The organism is Streptomyces sp. NPDC006529 (assembly GCF_040611795.1).
In the GTDB taxonomy this organism is placed as follows: Bacteria; Actinomycetota; Actinomycetes; order Streptomycetales; family Streptomycetaceae; genus Streptomyces.
Genome location: NZ_JBEXPB010000005.1, coordinates 100,522 through 116,165, shown reverse-complemented (window position 1 = coordinate 116,165; position 15,644 = coordinate 100,522). Strand labels below are relative to the sequence as shown.

12 protein-coding genes are annotated in these 15,644 nt (G+C 74.3%); 9 read left to right on the top strand and 3 right to left on the bottom strand.

Annotated features, from left to right (window positions below; all coding sequences use genetic code 11):
- The first annotated feature begins 11 nt into the window (after positions 1 to 11).
- A complete protein-coding gene (locus ABZY31_RS06525) occupies positions 12 to 1,733 on the top strand; it encodes an alpha/beta fold hydrolase (RefSeq protein ID WP_356405467.1) in 1,722 nt (573 codons plus the stop codon).
- Positions 1,734 to 1,846: 113 nt separating this feature from the next.
- Here ABZY31_RS06525 and hemQ read toward each other — a convergent pair whose 3' ends face one another.
- The gene (gene hemQ, locus ABZY31_RS06520) at positions 1,847 to 2,560 is read right to left on the bottom strand and encodes a hydrogen peroxide-dependent heme synthase (protein ID WP_330333270.1); all 714 of its coding nucleotides are present in this window, start codon (positions 2,558 to 2,560) and stop codon (positions 1,847 to 1,849) included.
- A 23-nt stretch (positions 2,561 to 2,583) separates the two neighbouring features.
- Complete coding sequence (hemG, locus tag ABZY31_RS06515) at positions 2,584 to 4,083, bottom strand: protoporphyrinogen oxidase (protein WP_356405465.1); 1,500 nt, start codon at positions 4,081 to 4,083, stop codon at positions 2,584 to 2,586.
- A 136-nt stretch (positions 4,084 to 4,219) separates the two neighbouring features.
- Here hemG and ABZY31_RS06510 point away from each other — a divergent pair, with 136 nt between their 5' ends.
- Positions 4,220 to 5,275: a DUF4349 domain-containing protein gene (locus tag ABZY31_RS06510; RefSeq protein WP_356405463.1), complete on the top strand. Its 1,056-nt coding sequence runs from the start codon at positions 4,220 to 4,222 to the stop codon at positions 5,273 to 5,275.
- Between the two features lie 60 nt (positions 5,276 to 5,335).
- Positions 5,336 to 6,721 carry an FAD-dependent oxidoreductase gene (locus tag ABZY31_RS06505; protein WP_356405461.1) on the top strand — a complete coding sequence of 462 codons (1,386 nt, stop codon included), beginning with the start codon at positions 5,336 to 5,338 and terminating at the stop codon, positions 6,719 to 6,721.
- A gap of 175 nt (positions 6,722 to 6,896) precedes the next feature.
- Here ABZY31_RS06505 and hemE read toward each other — a convergent pair whose 3' ends face one another.
- Positions 6,897 to 7,961, bottom strand: coding sequence for a uroporphyrinogen decarboxylase (hemE, locus tag ABZY31_RS06500; RefSeq protein WP_356405459.1), 1,065 nt, complete (start codon positions 7,959 to 7,961; stop codon positions 6,897 to 6,899).
- A gap of 91 nt (positions 7,962 to 8,052) precedes the next feature.
- Between hemE and ABZY31_RS06495 the strand changes: the two genes are divergently transcribed.
- From ABZY31_RS06495 to ABZY31_RS06470, 6 genes are all read left to right on the top strand, one after another.
- Complete coding sequence (locus ABZY31_RS06495; RefSeq protein ID WP_356405457.1) at positions 8,053 to 8,703, top strand: DUF3000 domain-containing protein; 651 nt, start codon at positions 8,053 to 8,055, stop codon at positions 8,701 to 8,703.
- 310 nt (positions 8,704 to 9,013) lie between these two features.
- Complete coding sequence (locus ABZY31_RS06490; RefSeq protein ID WP_283449916.1) at positions 9,014 to 9,676, top strand: response regulator transcription factor; 663 nt, start codon at positions 9,014 to 9,016, stop codon at positions 9,674 to 9,676.
- A 148-nt stretch (positions 9,677 to 9,824) separates the two neighbouring features.
- Entirely contained in the window at positions 9,825 to 11,105 is a 1,281-nt protein-coding gene (locus tag ABZY31_RS06485) for a ribonuclease D (RefSeq protein WP_356405455.1), read from the top strand.
- Between the two features lie 183 nt (positions 11,106 to 11,288).
- Positions 11,289 to 12,095 (top strand): ferritin-like domain-containing protein, encoded by an 807-nt coding sequence (locus ABZY31_RS06480; RefSeq protein ID WP_356405453.1) that lies wholly within the window; start codon positions 11,289 to 11,291, stop codon positions 12,093 to 12,095.
- 135 nt (positions 12,096 to 12,230) lie between these two features.
- Complete coding sequence (locus ABZY31_RS06475) at positions 12,231 to 13,451, top strand: acetyl-CoA C-acyltransferase (protein ID WP_356405451.1); 1,221 nt, start codon at positions 12,231 to 12,233, stop codon at positions 13,449 to 13,451.
- Positions 13,448 to 15,589: a 3-hydroxyacyl-CoA dehydrogenase NAD-binding domain-containing protein gene (locus ABZY31_RS06470; RefSeq protein WP_356405449.1), complete on the top strand. Its 2,142-nt coding sequence runs from the start codon at positions 13,448 to 13,450 to the stop codon at positions 15,587 to 15,589. The genes ABZY31_RS06475 and ABZY31_RS06470 overlap by 4 nt, the downstream gene beginning before the upstream one ends.
- Positions 15,590 to 15,644 lie beyond the last annotated feature (55 nt).

Below are 15,644 nucleotides of genomic sequence, written 5' to 3'. Positions count from 1 at the left end.
CAGGGGCCGCCATGGCAACGACGCGCGCACGCCGCGGGGCCGCCGCGGCGGTCCTCTCCCTGGCCCTCTGCGTCCCCGTGGCTCCGGCCCGGGCCGCCGACACCCCGGGCGCCGCGGCCGACACTTCGGCCTCCACGGCCGACGCGCCGGGCACGCCGGGCACGCCGGCGGGCGATCCCCCGGCGGAGTCCCCGGCCGAGCGCGCCCGGCGCCTGGGGGCCGAGACCGTCGCCCGCCGGGTCGCCGCGCACCGCCCCGCCTTCGGCCCCTGCCCCGCGAGCGAGGGGCTGGCGGATCCCGTCCGGTGCGCCCTGCTGCGCGTGCCGCTCGACTACGCCCGCCCCGACGGCCCGCAGATCGCGCTGACCGTCAGCCGGATCGCCGCGACCGGCGGCCGGGCCGCCCGGCAGGGCTCCCTCGTGCACAACCCGGGCGGCCCCGGCGCCTCCGGCATGTACTTCCCGCTCGTCGCCGACCTGCCCGAGTGGCGGCGCGTCGCCGCCGCCTACGACCTGGTCGGCTACGCCCCGCGCGGGGTCGGGCGCTCGGCCCCCCTCTCCTGCCAGGACCCGGCCGCCCGGCCCCAGGGGCCCACCCAGGTCCCGGAGCGGCCCTCCGAGGCGTACAAGAAGGAGCGGCTCGCGGCCGCCGAGGAGTACGGGCGGGGCTGCGCGCGACGGGCGGGCGCGGCGCTGCCGTACTACACGACCCTCGACAACGTCCGCGACCTGTACGTGCTGCGCGCCGCCCTCGGCGACGAACGGCTGAACTTCTACGGGGCCTCGTACGGGACCTACCTCGGCGCGGTCTACGCGACGCTGTATCCGCGGCATGTGCGACGGCTGGTCTTCGACTCGGCGGTCGACCCGGACCCGCGGCGGATCTGGTACCGCGACAACCTCGACCAGTCACCGGCGTTCGAGCGGCGCTGGGCCGACTTCCGCGCCTGGGCGGCCCGCCACCACGACGTCTACCGCCTCGGCGGCACCGCCGAGGCGGTCCGGGCGAGCTACGAGAAGGTCCGGGCGCGGGTGGCCCGCGCGCCCGCGGGCGGCGTGGTCGGCACCGGTGAACTGCAGGCGGCGTACCTCAAGGCGGCCTACTACGACGACGTCTGGCCGCAGCGGGCGGCCGCGCTCAGCGCCTACCTGCGCGGAGACCCCGGGCCGCTGGTCGAGCAGGCGGGCCCGGACCCGGCGGCGGCCGCGGCGAACGAGAACGCGCGGGCGGTCTACACCGCGGTGCTGTGCAACGACGCGCCCTGGCCCGCGGACTGGGCGACCTGGGACCGCGACAACACCGAGCTGGCCCGCACCGCCCCCTTCGAGACCTGGCCGAACGCCTTCCTGAACCTGCCGTGCGCGTCCTGGCCGGCCGCCGCGCGGCGGCAGCGCCCGGTGGAGGTGGGCACGGGCGGGGCGGGCGCTGCGGCGCTGCCGCGGACCCTCGTGGTGGCCGCGGAGCGGGACGGGGCAACGCCCTATCCGGGGGCCCTGGAACTCCAGCGACGCCTCGGCCCGCGGGCCTCGCTGGTCACGGAGGCGGGGGCCGGTACCCACGGCGTGGTCGGCGGACGCAACGACTGCGTGGACCGGCACGTGGAGCGGTATCTGCTGACGGGTGACACGGCGGGACGGCGCGTCACGTGCGCGCCGCATCCGGAGCCCGCACCGGTGTCGCTGGACGACCGGGCAGCGCGCACCCGCAGGGTGCCGCTGCCGCCTGTCGTCTGAACTTCCGGGCGGGATCTCCGGCTGCGTCGATTCGGGGGCAGGGCCTCCCGATCCCCGGAAGCACGCGTCGGTCTGGACGCGCTGTCCTCCGGTCCTTCCCCCCAGGGGAGGTATCAGGCGAGCCCGGCCACCAGATCGGCGACGGACTTGCGGCGTCCGGTGTAGAAGGGCACTTCTTCACGGACGTGCATGCGGGCCTCGGAGGCGCGCAGGTGGCGCATGAGGTCGACGATGCGGTACAGCTCGTCGGCCTCGAAGGCGAGCAGCCACTCGTAGTCGCCCAGCGAGAAGGAGGCGACGGTGTTGGCGCGCACGTCCGGGTAGCCGCGGGCCATCATGCCGTGGTCCTTGAGCATGCGGCGGCGGTCCTCGTCGGGCAGCAGGTACCAGTCGTAGCTGCGGACGAAGGGGTACACGCTGACGTAGTCGCGCGGGTTCTCGTCGGCCAGGAAGGCCGGGATGTGCGACTTGTTGAACTCCGCCGGGCGGTGCAGGGCCATGTTCGACCACACCGGCTCCAGCGCGCGGCCCAGCTTGGTGCGGCGGAACAGGTTGTAGGCGCTCTGCAGCTCGTCCGAGGTCTCGGCGTGCCACCAGATCATGATGTCCGCGTCGGCGCGCAGGCCGGAGACGTCGTAACTGCCGCGGACGGTGATGTCCTTCGCGGCGAGCTGGTCGAACAGCTCCTGGACCTCGTCGGCGTAACCGGCGCGGTCCTCCGGGAGGACGTCCTTCAGCTTGAAGACGGACCACAGGGTGTAGCGGATGACCTCGTTGAGGTCCTTCGCCTTCTTCCCCGCGTTGGGAATCTTCTCTGGTGCAGTCATGTGCCTATTGTCCCGTGTCCTGATCAGTGCTCTGTGCCTGGGGTGCCGAACGCGCCCGCGGGGGCCGCCGCGGGCAGTACGGCGGCCACCGCGTCGGCGGCCCGGTGGGCGCTCGCGACGCACGCCGGAATGCCCACGCCCTCGTACAGCGCCCCGCAGAGGGCGAGCCCGGGCAGGGCCGCGACGGCCGTCCGGATCCGGGCGACCCGGTCCAGGTGCCCGACGGGGTACTGCGGGAGTCCGCCGTTCCAGCGGGTGACGGCCGAGGCCACGGGGCGCGCGGCCAGGCCCACGGCGTCGCCGAGGTCCGCGAGCGACACACCGACCAGCTCGGCGTCCTCCCGCTCCAGGACCGCCTCGTCGCCGTGCCGGCCGACGGAGGTGCGCAGCAGGAACAACTCCGGATCGGCGCCCGACCAGGCCCACTTGTTGCTGGAGAAGGTCGAGGCCTTGATGGTCCGGCCGTCCACCGGCGGCACCAGGAACCCGCTGCCGGTCAGCGTCGGCGGCAGGTCGGCGCGCCGGAAGGCCAGGGTGACCAGGGCCATCGAGGCGTACTCGACCCCGCGCAGCTCGCTCGCGGCCGCGGGCGCGAGGCGCTCCAGCAGCCCGGCCGCGGGCCCGGCGGGGGTGGCCAGGACCACCGCGTCGGCCTCGATGACCTCGGCCGGGGCGGAGCCGGCGCCGCCGGTCACCACGCGCCAGCCCGTTTCGGTGCGCAGCAGTTCGCGCACGGGCGCTCCCGTCAGGATCCGCGCCCCGGCGGCCCGGCAGGCGTCGGCGACGGCGAGCGGGAGGCGCCCGATGCCGCCCTCGATGCCCGCGAAGACGGGCCCGGCGGCCTGCGGGCCCTCGGCGGCCCGGCGCTGGATCTCGCGGACGCCGTCGCCGAGCGAGCGGTGGGTGCGGGCGGCCTCGAAGAGCTGGGGAACCGCGGCGCGCATCGAGATCCGGTAGGCGTCCCCGGCGTAGACCCCGCCGAGCAGCGGTTCCACCAGCCGGTCCACCACCTCGCGGCCCAGCCGGGCGGCGACGTACGCGCCGACGGCGACGTCCTCGCCCGGGTCGGCGGGCGCGAGGTCCGCCTCGGCGGAGATCCTCGCGAGCCCCTCGGGCGAGAGCACGCCGGAGGCGGCCAGCGGGCCGATGTCGCCGGGGACGCCCATGACGTGGCCGCGCGGCATGGGGCGCAGGGCGCCGCGGGTCCACAGGCTCGCGGTGGCGGTGGCGGGAGCCTGGAGGGCGTCGCCGAGGCCGACGGCGCGGGCCAGTTCCACGGCCTCGGGGCGGCGGGCGAGCACCGATTCGGCGCCGAGGTCGACGGGGAGGCCGGCGAGTTCCCCGGCGTACAGCTTGCCGCCGAGCCGGGAACCGGCCTCCAGTACGGTCACCCGCGCGCCGGTGGCGAGCAGCCGGTGGGCCGCCGCGAGTCCGGCGATGCCGCCGCCGATGACCACCGCGTGGCCGGGGGTCCCGGGGCCGGAGCCCGTGCGCCCGTGCGTACTCGTGTCCGCTTCCTGCATGGACACATCGTCTCAGACCGATCACCGACGCCGGACCGTGACCTCATCGGGACCGGCCCGGGACCCGTCGGCGAAACCCGGGCGGCTCCGGGCGCGTCGAAGGGCGGACACCAGCCGAGCCCCGGGGGGACCAGCGATGCGCACACACCGTGAAACGCGACACGGCGCACGGCACAGCGGACAGGACCGGCCGCCGCACCGGCGGCGCCGGTCGGGCGCGGCCTGGGCGGTCCTGGCCCTGGCCCTGGCCGCGGCGCTCGCCCTCACCGGCTGCGGCGGTGCGGCCCGGTCCTCCGACGCCTCCGCCGACTCCGGCGCCAAGGACGACAAGGCGGCGGTGGCGCCCGCGCCCGCCCGGCAGGACGCGGAGGGCGCCCCGGGCGCCGCCGCACCGGCGCCTTCCGCCCCGGCCGACCAGGCCAAGCAGCCGGTGACCGTGCGCCCGCAGGTCATCCGGACGGCGACCCTCGCGATCGAGACGGCGCAGGCCCAGCGGGCCCTGGCCGGGGCCCGGTCCGCCGCCGAGGGCGCGGGCGGGTTCGTCGGCGCCGAGAGCACTCGGCGCGAGGCCGACGGGGCACTGACCTCGACCATGACCCTGCGGGTGCCCGCCGAGCGGTTCGACGCGGTCCTCACGGCGCTGGAGGGCGCCGGGACGCTGCGCGGCCGCACGGTCGAGGCGGTGGACGTGACACAGAAGGTCGCGGACGTCGACAGCCGCGTGAAGTCCCAGCAGGCGAGCGTGGTCCGGGTCAGGGAGATGATGGAGAAGGCCTCGGCGCTCAGCGACGTGGTGCTGCTGGAGGGCGAACTGAGCCGCCGCCAGTCCGATCTGGAGTCGCTGCTCGCGCAGCAGACCGCGCTCAAGGACCAGACCACGCTGGGCACGATCACCCTCCAGGTCGCGCAGCCGCGGCAGGCCGCGGGGGCCGGAAACGCGGACCGGGCGGGATTCACCGACGCGCTGGGCGGCGGGTGGTCGGTGTTCACGACGGTGCTGCGCTGGCTCGTGCTCGCGCTCGGGGCGGTCCTGCCGTTCGCGGCGGCGGCCGCGCTGGTCGTCCTCGGCCTGCGGGTGCTGCGTCGGCTGCGCGCCCCGGCGCCCGGGGCCGCGCCGTCCCCGGAGGCCCGGGACGCGGTGGACACGGGGGCCGGGGACGCGGCGGACCCGCAGGCCCGCGTGGCGGGCTGAACGTCCGTTCGGCCGTAGCGTGTTCCCGACCTGCAGGGCGGCGGAGGGACGGTAGGGACGATGGCGGCGACGGAACGACTGGTGGTGGTCGGCGGCGACGCGGCGGGGATGTCCGCCGCGTCCCAGGCCCGGCGGCTCAAGGGCCCGGCGGAGCTGGAGATCGTCGCGTTCGAGCGGTCGCACTTCACGTCGTACTCCGCGTGCGGGATCCCCTACTGGATCGGCGGCGCCGTCGGCGGACGGGACGAGCTGATCGCCCGGACCCCGGAGGAGCACCGGGCGCGCGGGATCGACCTGCGCACCCGGACGGAGGTGGTGGAGCTGGACCTGGCCCGCCGGCGCGTCCGCGCCCGGGACCTGGACTCCGGGTCCGAATCCTGGACCGGCTACGACCGGCTGGTCCTGGCCACCGGCGCCCGGCCCGTCCGCCCCCGGCTCCCCGGGATCGACGCGCACGGCGTGCACGGCGTCCAGTCCCTGGACGACGGCCAGCGCCTGATGGACACCCTGGAGCGTACGGACGTCCGCCGGGCGGTGGTCGTCGGCGCGGGGTACATCGGCGTGGAGATGGCGGAGGCCCTGGTCCTGCGGGGCTTCGAGGTGACCGTCCTGCACCGGGGCGAGCAGCCGATGGCCACCCTGGACCCGGACATGGGCGGCCTGGTGCACCGGGCGATGAACGCGATGGGGATCACCACGGTGTCGGGGGCCGAGGTGACGGAGATCCTCACCGACGACGCGGGCCGGGCCCGCGCGGTGGCCACGGCGGCGGGCGACGAGTACCCGGCGGACGTCGTGGTGCTCGGCCTCGGCGTGGAGCCGCGCACCGCCCTGGCCCGGGCGGCCGGGCTGCCGCTCGGGGAGTCGGGCGGGCTGCTGACGGACCTCTCGATGCGGGTCCGGGGACACGAGGACATCTGGTCCGGCGGGGACTGCGTGGAGGTCCTGGACCTGGTCTCCGGCCGCACCCGGCACATCCCGCTGGGCACCCACGCCAACAAGCACGGCCAGGTCATCGGCTCCGGCGTCGGCGGCGGCTACGCGACCTTCCCCGGGGTGGTGGGGACGGCGGTGAGCAAGGTGTGCGACCTGGAGATCGCCCGGACGGGCCTGCGGGAGCGGGACGCGCGGGAGGTCGGGCTGCGGTTCGTGACCTCGACGATCCGCTCGACGAACACGGCCGGGTACTACCCTGGGGCGGCCGAGATGACGGTCAAGATGCTGGCCGAGCAGCGGACCGGCCGGCTGCTGGGCGTCCAGATCGTGGGCGGGGCGGGGGCGGCGAAGCGGGTGGACGTCGCGGCCGTCGCCCTGACCGCGGGCATGACCGTCGATCAGGTCGTGTCCCTGGACCTGGGCTACGCCCCGCCGTTCTCTCCCGTGTGGGACCCGGTCCTGGTGGCGGCCCGCAAGGCCGTGTCCGCGGTGCGGGCGGCGGGGGTGTAGCGGCCGTCCCCGCCCGGGGCTCCGCCCCGTACCCCGCGCCTCAAACGCCGGCGGGGCTGAACAGACGTCCTCAAACGCCGGACGGGCTGAAAGGCGGCCTCAGCCGAATCCAGCCTCGCCGGCGTTTGAGCCCCGGGAGCGGCGCGGCGGTGAATCCGCCCGCCACCCGCGAGGGTCAGCGCTGCGTGCGGGTGTGGACGTAGTCCACGAGGCGGGTCAGGGCCGACGGGTCGGTCGTCGGGAGGACCCCGTGGCCCAGGTTGAAGATGTGGCCCTCCAGACCGGCGGCCGCCGCGAGGACCTCGTCCGTCTTGGCCTCGACGGCCTCCGGAGTGGAGAAGAGCACCGCCGGGTCCAGGTTCCCCTGGAGCGCCTTGCCGGGCCCGACCCGCCGCACCGCTTCGTCGAGCGCGACCCGGTAGTCGACGCCCATGACGTCCGCACCGGCCTCGCCCATCAGGCCGAGCAGCTCGCCCGTGCCGACACCGAAGTGGATCCGCGGGACCCCGTAGGAGGCCACGGACTCCAGGACCTTCGCGGACGCCGGCATCACCGAGCGGCGGTAGTCCGCCGGGGCGAGCGCGCCGACCCAGGAGTCGAAGAGCTGGACGGCGGAGGCGCCCGCCTCGATCTGGACCTTCAGGAAGGAGGAGGTGATCTCCGCGAGCCGGTCGAGCAGGTCGGCCCACAGCTCCGGGTCCCCGTACATCAGGGCCTTGGTGTGCTCGTGGTTCTTCGACGGGCCGCCCTCGACGAGGTAGCTCGCGAGGGTGAACGGCGCACCGGCGAAACCGATCAACGGCGTGCCGGCGAGTTCACTCGTGAGCATGCCGATCGCCTCGGTGACGTACCAGACGTCCTCCGGGGTGAGGTCGCGCAGCTGTGCGAGGTCCTCGCGGCGGCGGATCGGCTGGGCGACGACCGGGCCGATGCCCGGCTTGATGTCCAGGTCGACGCCGATGGCCTTGAGCGGGACCACGATGTCGGAGAAGAAGATCGCCGCGTCGACCCCGTGGCGCCGCACCGGCTGCATCGTGATCTCGGTGACCAGGTCGGGCCGCATGCAGGATTCCAGCATCTGCGTGCCCTCGCGGAGCTTGCGGTACTCGGGGAGCGAGCGCCCCGCCTGGCGCATGAACCACACGGGCGTGTGCGGCACCGGCTCGCGGCGGCAGGCCTTCAGGAAGGCGGAATCGTACGTCTGACTCGGCGTGCCCTGCGGGCTGTCGTTGGCGCTCACGACCCAAATCTTCGCACGTATGACGAAGTGCCCGGCCCGGCGCGGGTGTCCCTGCGCCGTACGGGCGCCCGCTGCGCCTAGTCTTCCCCGCATGGCTGCGGCTCAGGGACGATTTTCAGATGGCGCTGACGGTGTGGACAGCGCGAAGGAGAGCTCCGTCCCGCTCCCGTTCCGGCGGGCGGTCGACGGCTTGAAGAAGGCGCGGCTGCGGTCCGGGATCGAGATCGACCCGACGAAGCCGCCCCAGCGGCTCGCTCCGCACGCCTACGCGCTGGAGGCCGCGGTCGTCGACGGCGAGGACGACCTCGCCGACGGCCGCCTCATCCTGCTCCACGACCCGTCGGGGCACGACGCCTGGCAGGGGACCTTCCGGCTGGTGACGCTGGTCCGGGCGGAGCTCGAACCGGAGATGGCGGCCGATCCGCTCCTGCCCGAGGTGTGCTGGTCCTGGCTGACCGGGGCGCTGGAAGCGCGCGGGCTCGCCTACGGGGAGCCGAGCGGCACGGTGACCATGGCCGGGTCGCACTACTTCGGCGGCCTCGCGGAGCGGCGGCCCGCCACCCAGATCGAGATCAGAGCCTCGTGGACGCCCCGCGAGGGGGTGGGCGGCGTGCCGGACACGGGGGCCCACCTGGCCGCCTGGTGCGATCTGCTGTGCCAGATCGCGGGTCTGCCCCCGACCGGGCCCGTGGACACGGGTGTCGTCTCCCTGCCACAGCGCCGCGGTCCGCACCACCCGTAGGGAAGGGGCCGGACGGCCCTGTCGCGCGGCCCCGCGGGCCTTGCGCACGGGGCTTTCGCGGCACCTTAGGAGGCCCCCGGTACCCCCTCGGCGCCCGCGGCGGGCGGTCGGAACGGGGCAACCGTTGCGGCCTTCTGATCGCCCCTTGATCGATCGCTCGTCCGAATTGCCCGAATTGTTACTCACCAAATCGTGATCATTCCCTAAAGCCGGGCGGGTGACGTGCCGAAGGAGTGAGTGACCATCCGCACGGTGGGTACCCGGCTCCTTCCCCGGCCCGAACCCACTCGCCACTCCCTCAGGAGGCCTGGTGTCCGTTCTTCTCGAGCAGCCCGCAAGCCTGGTCGCCTACCGCCCGAACAAGCCGACGGCCATGGTTGTCGTGGCCGACCCGCGCGTCCGCTCCACCGTGACCCGCCACCTGTGGGCCCTCGGGGTTCGTGACGTCATCGAGGCTTCGTCCATCGCGGAGGCCCGCCCCCGCATCGGAAGCCCGCGCGACATCTGCGTGGCCGACGTGCACCTGCCCGACGGTTCCGGTCTCACCCTGCTCTCCGAGACCCGTGCCGCGGGCTGGCCCAACGGCCTGGCCCTGTCCGCCGCCGACGACATCGGCGCCGTACGCAACGCCCTCGCGGGCGGAGTCAAGGGCTACGTCGTCACCGGAACCCGCACCAACATCGGGCTCCCCAGCCGGCCCGGCTCCGCGCCCATCGGCGCGGCCGCCGCCCGGATGCACCGCCGCCCCCCGGGTGCCCCGAGCCACCCGGGCGGCTACCGCGAGCTCTCCGGCCGCGAGGTCGAGGTCCTGCGCCTCGTCGCGGAGGGCCAGTCCAACAAGGCCATCGGCGTCTCGATGGGCCTGTCCGCCCTGACCGTCAAGTCCCACCTCGCCCGGATCGCCCGCAAGCTGGGCACCGGCGACCGGGCCGGGATGGTCGCCGTCGCACTCCGGACCGGGATCATCCACTGACCCCGTACCCGGAACCCCCCGCCCACGCCCCCGGTGACCGCCGGGCGGCGCCCCGGGGCACCCGGGGGAGCGTTCGCCCCCACCCGTCGAGCCCGTCGCCGGAACGTTCCGGCGACGGGCTCGTCGCATCCACGGATACCCTTGAGCGGTGACCGACGCCCAAGAGACCGCAGCACACCTGCGCACCACCACCGGGGGCGGCCCCCCGGACGACGAGGTTTCGTCCGACGGGCTGCCCATCCCGCTGCTCGAACCCCGTGAGGGCATCCCTCCCGTGGTCGCCGACGAAGAGGCGCTCGCCCGGGTGGTCGCGGCCTTCGCCGCGGGCACGGGACCCGTGGCCGTCGACGCCGAGCGCGCCTCCGGGTACCGCTACGGCCAGCGCGCCTACCTGGTGCAGCTGCGGCGCGAAGGGGCCGGTTCCGCACTGATCGACCCCGTCGGCTGCCCGGACCTCTCGTCCTTGGGCGAGGCGCTGTCCGGCACCGAGTGGATCCTGCACGCCGCGACCCAGGACCTGCCGTGCCTGCGGGACATAGGCATGGTCCCCACCTCCCTCTTCGACACCGAACTGGCCGGGCGCCTGGCCGGGTTCCCCCGGGTCGGGCTCGGCGCGATGGTCGAGGGCGTGCTCGGCTACGCCCTGGAGAAGGGGCACTCCGCCGTCGACTGGTCCACCCGCCCGCTGCCGGAGCCGTGGCTGCGCTACGCCGCCCTGGACGTGGAACTGCTGGTGGACCTGCGCGACGCGCTGGAGGAGGAGCTCGACCGGCAGGGCAAGCTGGACTGGGCGCACCAGGAGTTCGACGCCATCGCCGCCGCCCCGCCCGCTCCGCCGCGCAAGGATCCCTGGCGGCGCACCTCCGGCATGCACAAGGTGCGGCGCCGCCGTCAGATGGCGGTCGTCCGCGAACTGTGGGAGGCCCGCGACCGGATCGCCCAGCGACGTGACGTATCCCCGGGCAAGGTTCTGGGCGACACGGCGATCGTCGAGGCCGCCCTCGCGCTGCCCCTCAACGTGCAGGAGCTGTCCACCCTGCCCGGGTACGGCCAGCGGGTCGGCCGGCGCCAGCTGGAGCAGTGGATGGCCGCCGTGGACCGCGCGAAGGCGCTGCCCGAGAACCAGCTGCCGCAGCCCGGGGCCACCCCGGCGGGTCCGCCGCCGCCGCGTTCCTGGGCGGACAAGGACCCGGACGCCGCGGCCCGGCTCTCGGCGGCCCGGACGGCCGTCTCCGCGCTGGCGGAGGGGCTGAACCTGCCGCAGGAGAACCTGATCGCCCCGGACAGCGTCCGGCGGCTGTGCTGGGAGCCGCCCGTCGAGGTGTCGGCCGATTCGGTGGCCCGGGCGCTGGGCTCCTACGGGGCCCGGCCCTGGCAGATCGAGCAGGTCACCCCGGCCCTGGTGGAGGCCCTGGCGGTCACCGCCTGACAGCCCGCCGGCATCCCGCGCGCACCCGAGAACCCCCGGTCCCGGCGACCGGGGGTTCCGCGTTGTGCGGGGCCGCGCGCCCCCGGCCCGAGGCCTTCGCCCCCGCTCCCCCCTGTCCCGGTTCCGCAACAGCCGGCACCCGACGTCTTTTGAACATGCTCAAAAGCGGCTAGCTTTTTGAACATGATCAATTCCGGGTACGAGGCATGGGTACGGGACTTCGAGGCCGAGCGGGAGCGCCGCGCCCGGGTGGGCGATCCGGCGTGGGGCCGGGGCGCCGTGCTGGATCCCGCACTGGTCCGCAGCCTCCAGCGGTTCCAGATCGGCGAGGACGGGGACGGCGCCGCACTGACGGCCAAGGCGCGGCGGGCGGGGGACGCGGCGTACACCGAGGCCGTGCGGCTCTTCGTGGCGGAGGAGCAGAACCACGCGCGGATGCTGGCGCTGCTGCTGGCCGCGGGCGGCGCGGGGACGCTGGAGGGGCACTGGAGCGACGCGGCGTTCGTCCGCCTGCGGCGGCTGCTGGGCCTGCGGGTGGAGCTGCTGGTGCTGATGGTGGCCGAGGTGGTGGCGCTGCGGTACTACCGGGCGGTGCGCGACGGCTGTCCGGATCCGCTGGCGTCGGAGGTGGCGGGGCGGATCCTGGCGGACGAGGAGCGGCACGTGCCGTTCCACTGCCTGCGCCTGCGGGAGGGCCTGGCGGGTCTCCCCCGGCCGGTCCGCCGGGCGGCCGCCCCGGCCTGGCGGGCGCTGCTCGCGGCCGGGGCGGCGGTGGTCGCCGTGGACCACGGCCCGGCCCTGCGCGGTCTCGGGGTGGGGCGGTACGCCTTCGTCCGGGACGCGTGGCGGTCCTCGGCCGGGCCGGCCGCCGCCATGGGCCCCCTGCCCGCCGCCCCGGGTGGTCCCGCGGGCCCTGGCGCCCGTACCGCGGGCGTCGGACACCGGACGGGCCGGGGGCCCGCGACCCGGAGCGCGCCCGGCGGAGTGTGACCTTCGCCGCTCCTTCGGGTGGGGGTGTCCACATGGGTTACCCGCAAGTAGCATGGGGCAGGTGAGCGGGCGCTCAGCAATGATGGAGGCGCCCCCGCGCAGCAGTGCCACCCCGCACCCTGGAGGAGAGCCATCGTGCCTCGTACCGTCAGGGACGTCGTCTTCGTCGACGGCGTCCGCACCCCGTTCGGCAAGGCGGGCCCGAAGGGCATCTACCACGAGACCCGGGCCGACGACCTCGTCGTCAAGGCGATCCGGGAGCTGCTGCGCCGCAACCCGGACCTGGACCCCGCCAAGATCGACGAGGTCGCCATCGCCGCGACCACCCAGATCGGCGACCAGGGCCTGACGCTGGGCCGCACGGCCGGCATCCTCGCGGGCCTCCCGCAGTCGGTTCCGGGCTACTCCATCGACCGCATGTGCGCCGGTGCGCTCACGGCCGTGACGACCGCCGCCGGTTCCATCGCCTTCGGTGCCTACGACGTGGTCATCGCCGGTGGCGTCGAGCACATGGGCCGCCACCCGATGGGCGAGGGCGTGGACCCGAACCCGCGCTTCGTCAGCGAGAAGCTGGTCGACGAGTCGGCCCTCTTCATGGGCATGACGGCGGAGAACCTGCACGACCGCTACCCCGCCATCACCAAGCTCCGCGCCGACGAGTACGCCGTGCGCTCGCAGGAGAAGGCCGCCAAGGCGTACGCCGACGGCAAGATCCAGCAGGACCTGGTGCCGGTCTCGGTGCGCAACACCAACCCGGACGCCGGCGAGACGGGCTGGGGCCTGGTCACCGCCGACGAGCCGATGCGCCCGGGCACCACGCTGGAGAACCTGGCGAACCTGAAGACGCCGTTCCGTACCCACGGCCGCGTCACCGCGGGCAACGCCGCCGGTCTCAACGACGGCGCCACCGCCTCGATCCTCGCCTCCGAGGACTTCGCCCGCGAGAACAACCTCCCGGTCAAGATGCGCCTGGTCTCCTACGCCTTCGCGGGCGTCGAGCCCGAGGTCATGGGCTACGGCCCGATCCCGGCCACCGAGAAGGCCCTCGCGCAGGGCGGCCTGTCGATCTCCGACATCGGCCTCTTCGAGATCAACGAGGCCTTCGCCGTCCAGGTGCTGGCCTTCCTGGAGCACTACGGCATCGCGGACGACGACGCCCGCGTCAACCAGTACGGCGGCGCGATCGCCTACGGTCACCCGCTCGCCTCCTCCGGCGTCCGCCTGCTCACCCAGCTGGCCCGCCAGTTCGAGGAGCAGCCGCACGTCCGCTACGGCCTGACCACCATGTGTGTCGGCTTCGGCATGGGCGCGACGACCATCTGGGAGAACCCGCACTTCGACGGAGGCAGCAAGTGAGCACCACCACCACTGAGCTTCTGAAGGGCGCGGCCGAGCTGTTCCCGGACGAGGTCGTCACGCAGGCGCACGTCCGCCACCTCGACCTGCCGTTCGGCGCCGGGCGCTTCGCGCTCGTCACGCTGGACAACGGCCTGGACCACACCAAGCCGACCACCTTCGGCCCGCAGTCCCTCGCCAACCTGAACGCGGCGATCGACCAGCTGGAGCAGGAGGCCCTCGCGGGCTCCATCGTCGGTGCGGGCATCACCGGCAAGCCGTTCATCTTCGCGGTCGGCGCCGACCTCAAGGGCGTCGAGCTGCTCAAGAAGCACGACGAGGCGCTCGCCATCGGCAAGGGCGGCCACGACGTCTTCAAGCGCCTCGCCGCGCTGGCCGTCCCCACCTTCGCCTACTACAACGGCGCGGCGATGGGCGGCGGTGTCGAGGTCGGTCTGCACTGCACCTACCGCACCGTCTCGAAGGCCATCCCGGCCTTCTCGCTGCCCGAGGTCTTCCTCGGTCTGGTTCCCGGCTGGGGCGGCTGCGCCCTGCTGCCGAACCTGATCGGCGCCGACCGCGCGGTCTCGGTGATCATCGAGAACTCGATGAACCAGAACCGTCAGCTCAAGGGCAAGCAGGTCTTCGAACTCGGCATCGCGGACGCGCTGTTCGAGGGCGCGGACTTCCTGGAGCAGTCGCTCCTGTGGACCGCGAAGGTCCTCAAGGGCGAGACCGAGGTCGTACGGGCCGAGGTCGACCGCGGCGAGGCCTGGGACGCGGCGGTCGCCCGCGGCCGCGGCATCGCGGACTCCAAGGTGCACGGCGCGGCCCCGGCCGCCTACCGCGCGCTGGAGATCATCGAAGCGGCCAAGGACGGGGACCTGCAGAAGGGCTTCGACGCCGAGGACGCAGCCCTGGCCGACCTCATCATGGGCGGCGAACTGCGCTCCGGCATCTACGCCTTCAACCTGGTCCAGAAGCGCGCCAAGCGCCCGGCCGGCGCCCCGGACAAGAACCTGGCGCGCCCGGTCACCAAGGTCGGCGTCGTCGGCGCGGGCCTGATGGCCTCGCAGCTGGCGCTGCTCTTCCTGCGCCGCCTGGAGGTGCCGGTGGTCCTCACCGACATCGACCAGGAGCGCGTGGACAAGGGCGTGGGCTACGTCCACGCCGAGATCCAGAAGCTGCTCGGCAAGGGCCGCATCAACCAGGACAAGGCCAACCGGCTGACCGCCCTGGTGACGGGCGTCCTGGACAAGGCCGAGGGCTTCGCGGACGCGGACTTCATCATCGAGGCCGTGTTCGAGGAGATGTCGGTCAAGCAGAAGGTGTTCGCGGAGGTCGAGGCGGTCGCCCCGGCGCACGCGATCCTCGCCACCAACACCTCCTCGCTGTCGGTCTCGGAGATGGCCTCCAAGCTCCGGCACCCGGAGCGCGTGGTCGGCTTCCACTTCTTCAACCCGGTCGCGATCCTCCCGCTGCTGGAGATCGTCCGCGGCGAGCAGACGGACGACGCCTCGCTGGCGACGGCCTTCGGCGTGGCGCGCAAGCTGAAGAAGACCGCGGTCCTCACCAAGGACGCCCCGGCGTTCGTCGTGAACCGCATCCTCACCCGCTTCATGGGCGAGATCCAGAACGTCATCGACGAGGGCACCCCGGTGGCCACCGCCGAGAAGGCCATCGAGCCGCTCGGCCTGCCGATGTCCCCGCTGGTGCTGCTGGAGCTCGTGGGCCCGGCGATCGGTCTGCACGTCTCCGAGACCCTGAACCGCGCCTTCCCGGAGCGCTTCACCGTCTCGCCGAACCTCGCGGCCGTCGTCAAGGCCGGCAAGCGCGGCTTCTACGTCTACAACGCCGAGAACGGCTTCAAGCCGGAGCTCGACCCCGAGGTCGCCGCGCTGCTCGTCCAGGGCGACAGCGTGCTGACCGAGGAGCAGGTCCGCAGGCGCGTCCTGGACGCGGTCGCGCAGGAGATCGGTCTGATGCTGGAGGAGGGTGTCGTGGCCGAGGCCCAGGACATCGACCTCTGCCTGATCACCGGTGCGGGCTGGCCCTTCCACCTGGGCGGCGTCACGCCGTACCTGGACCGCGAGGGCGTCTCGGAGCGGGTGAACGGCAAGAAGTTCCTCGCCCCCGGCGTGGCGAGCGTCCCGGCGTAACGCCGGACACACCCCGCACGACGACGGCGGGCGGTACGGGTCACCCCGTACCGCC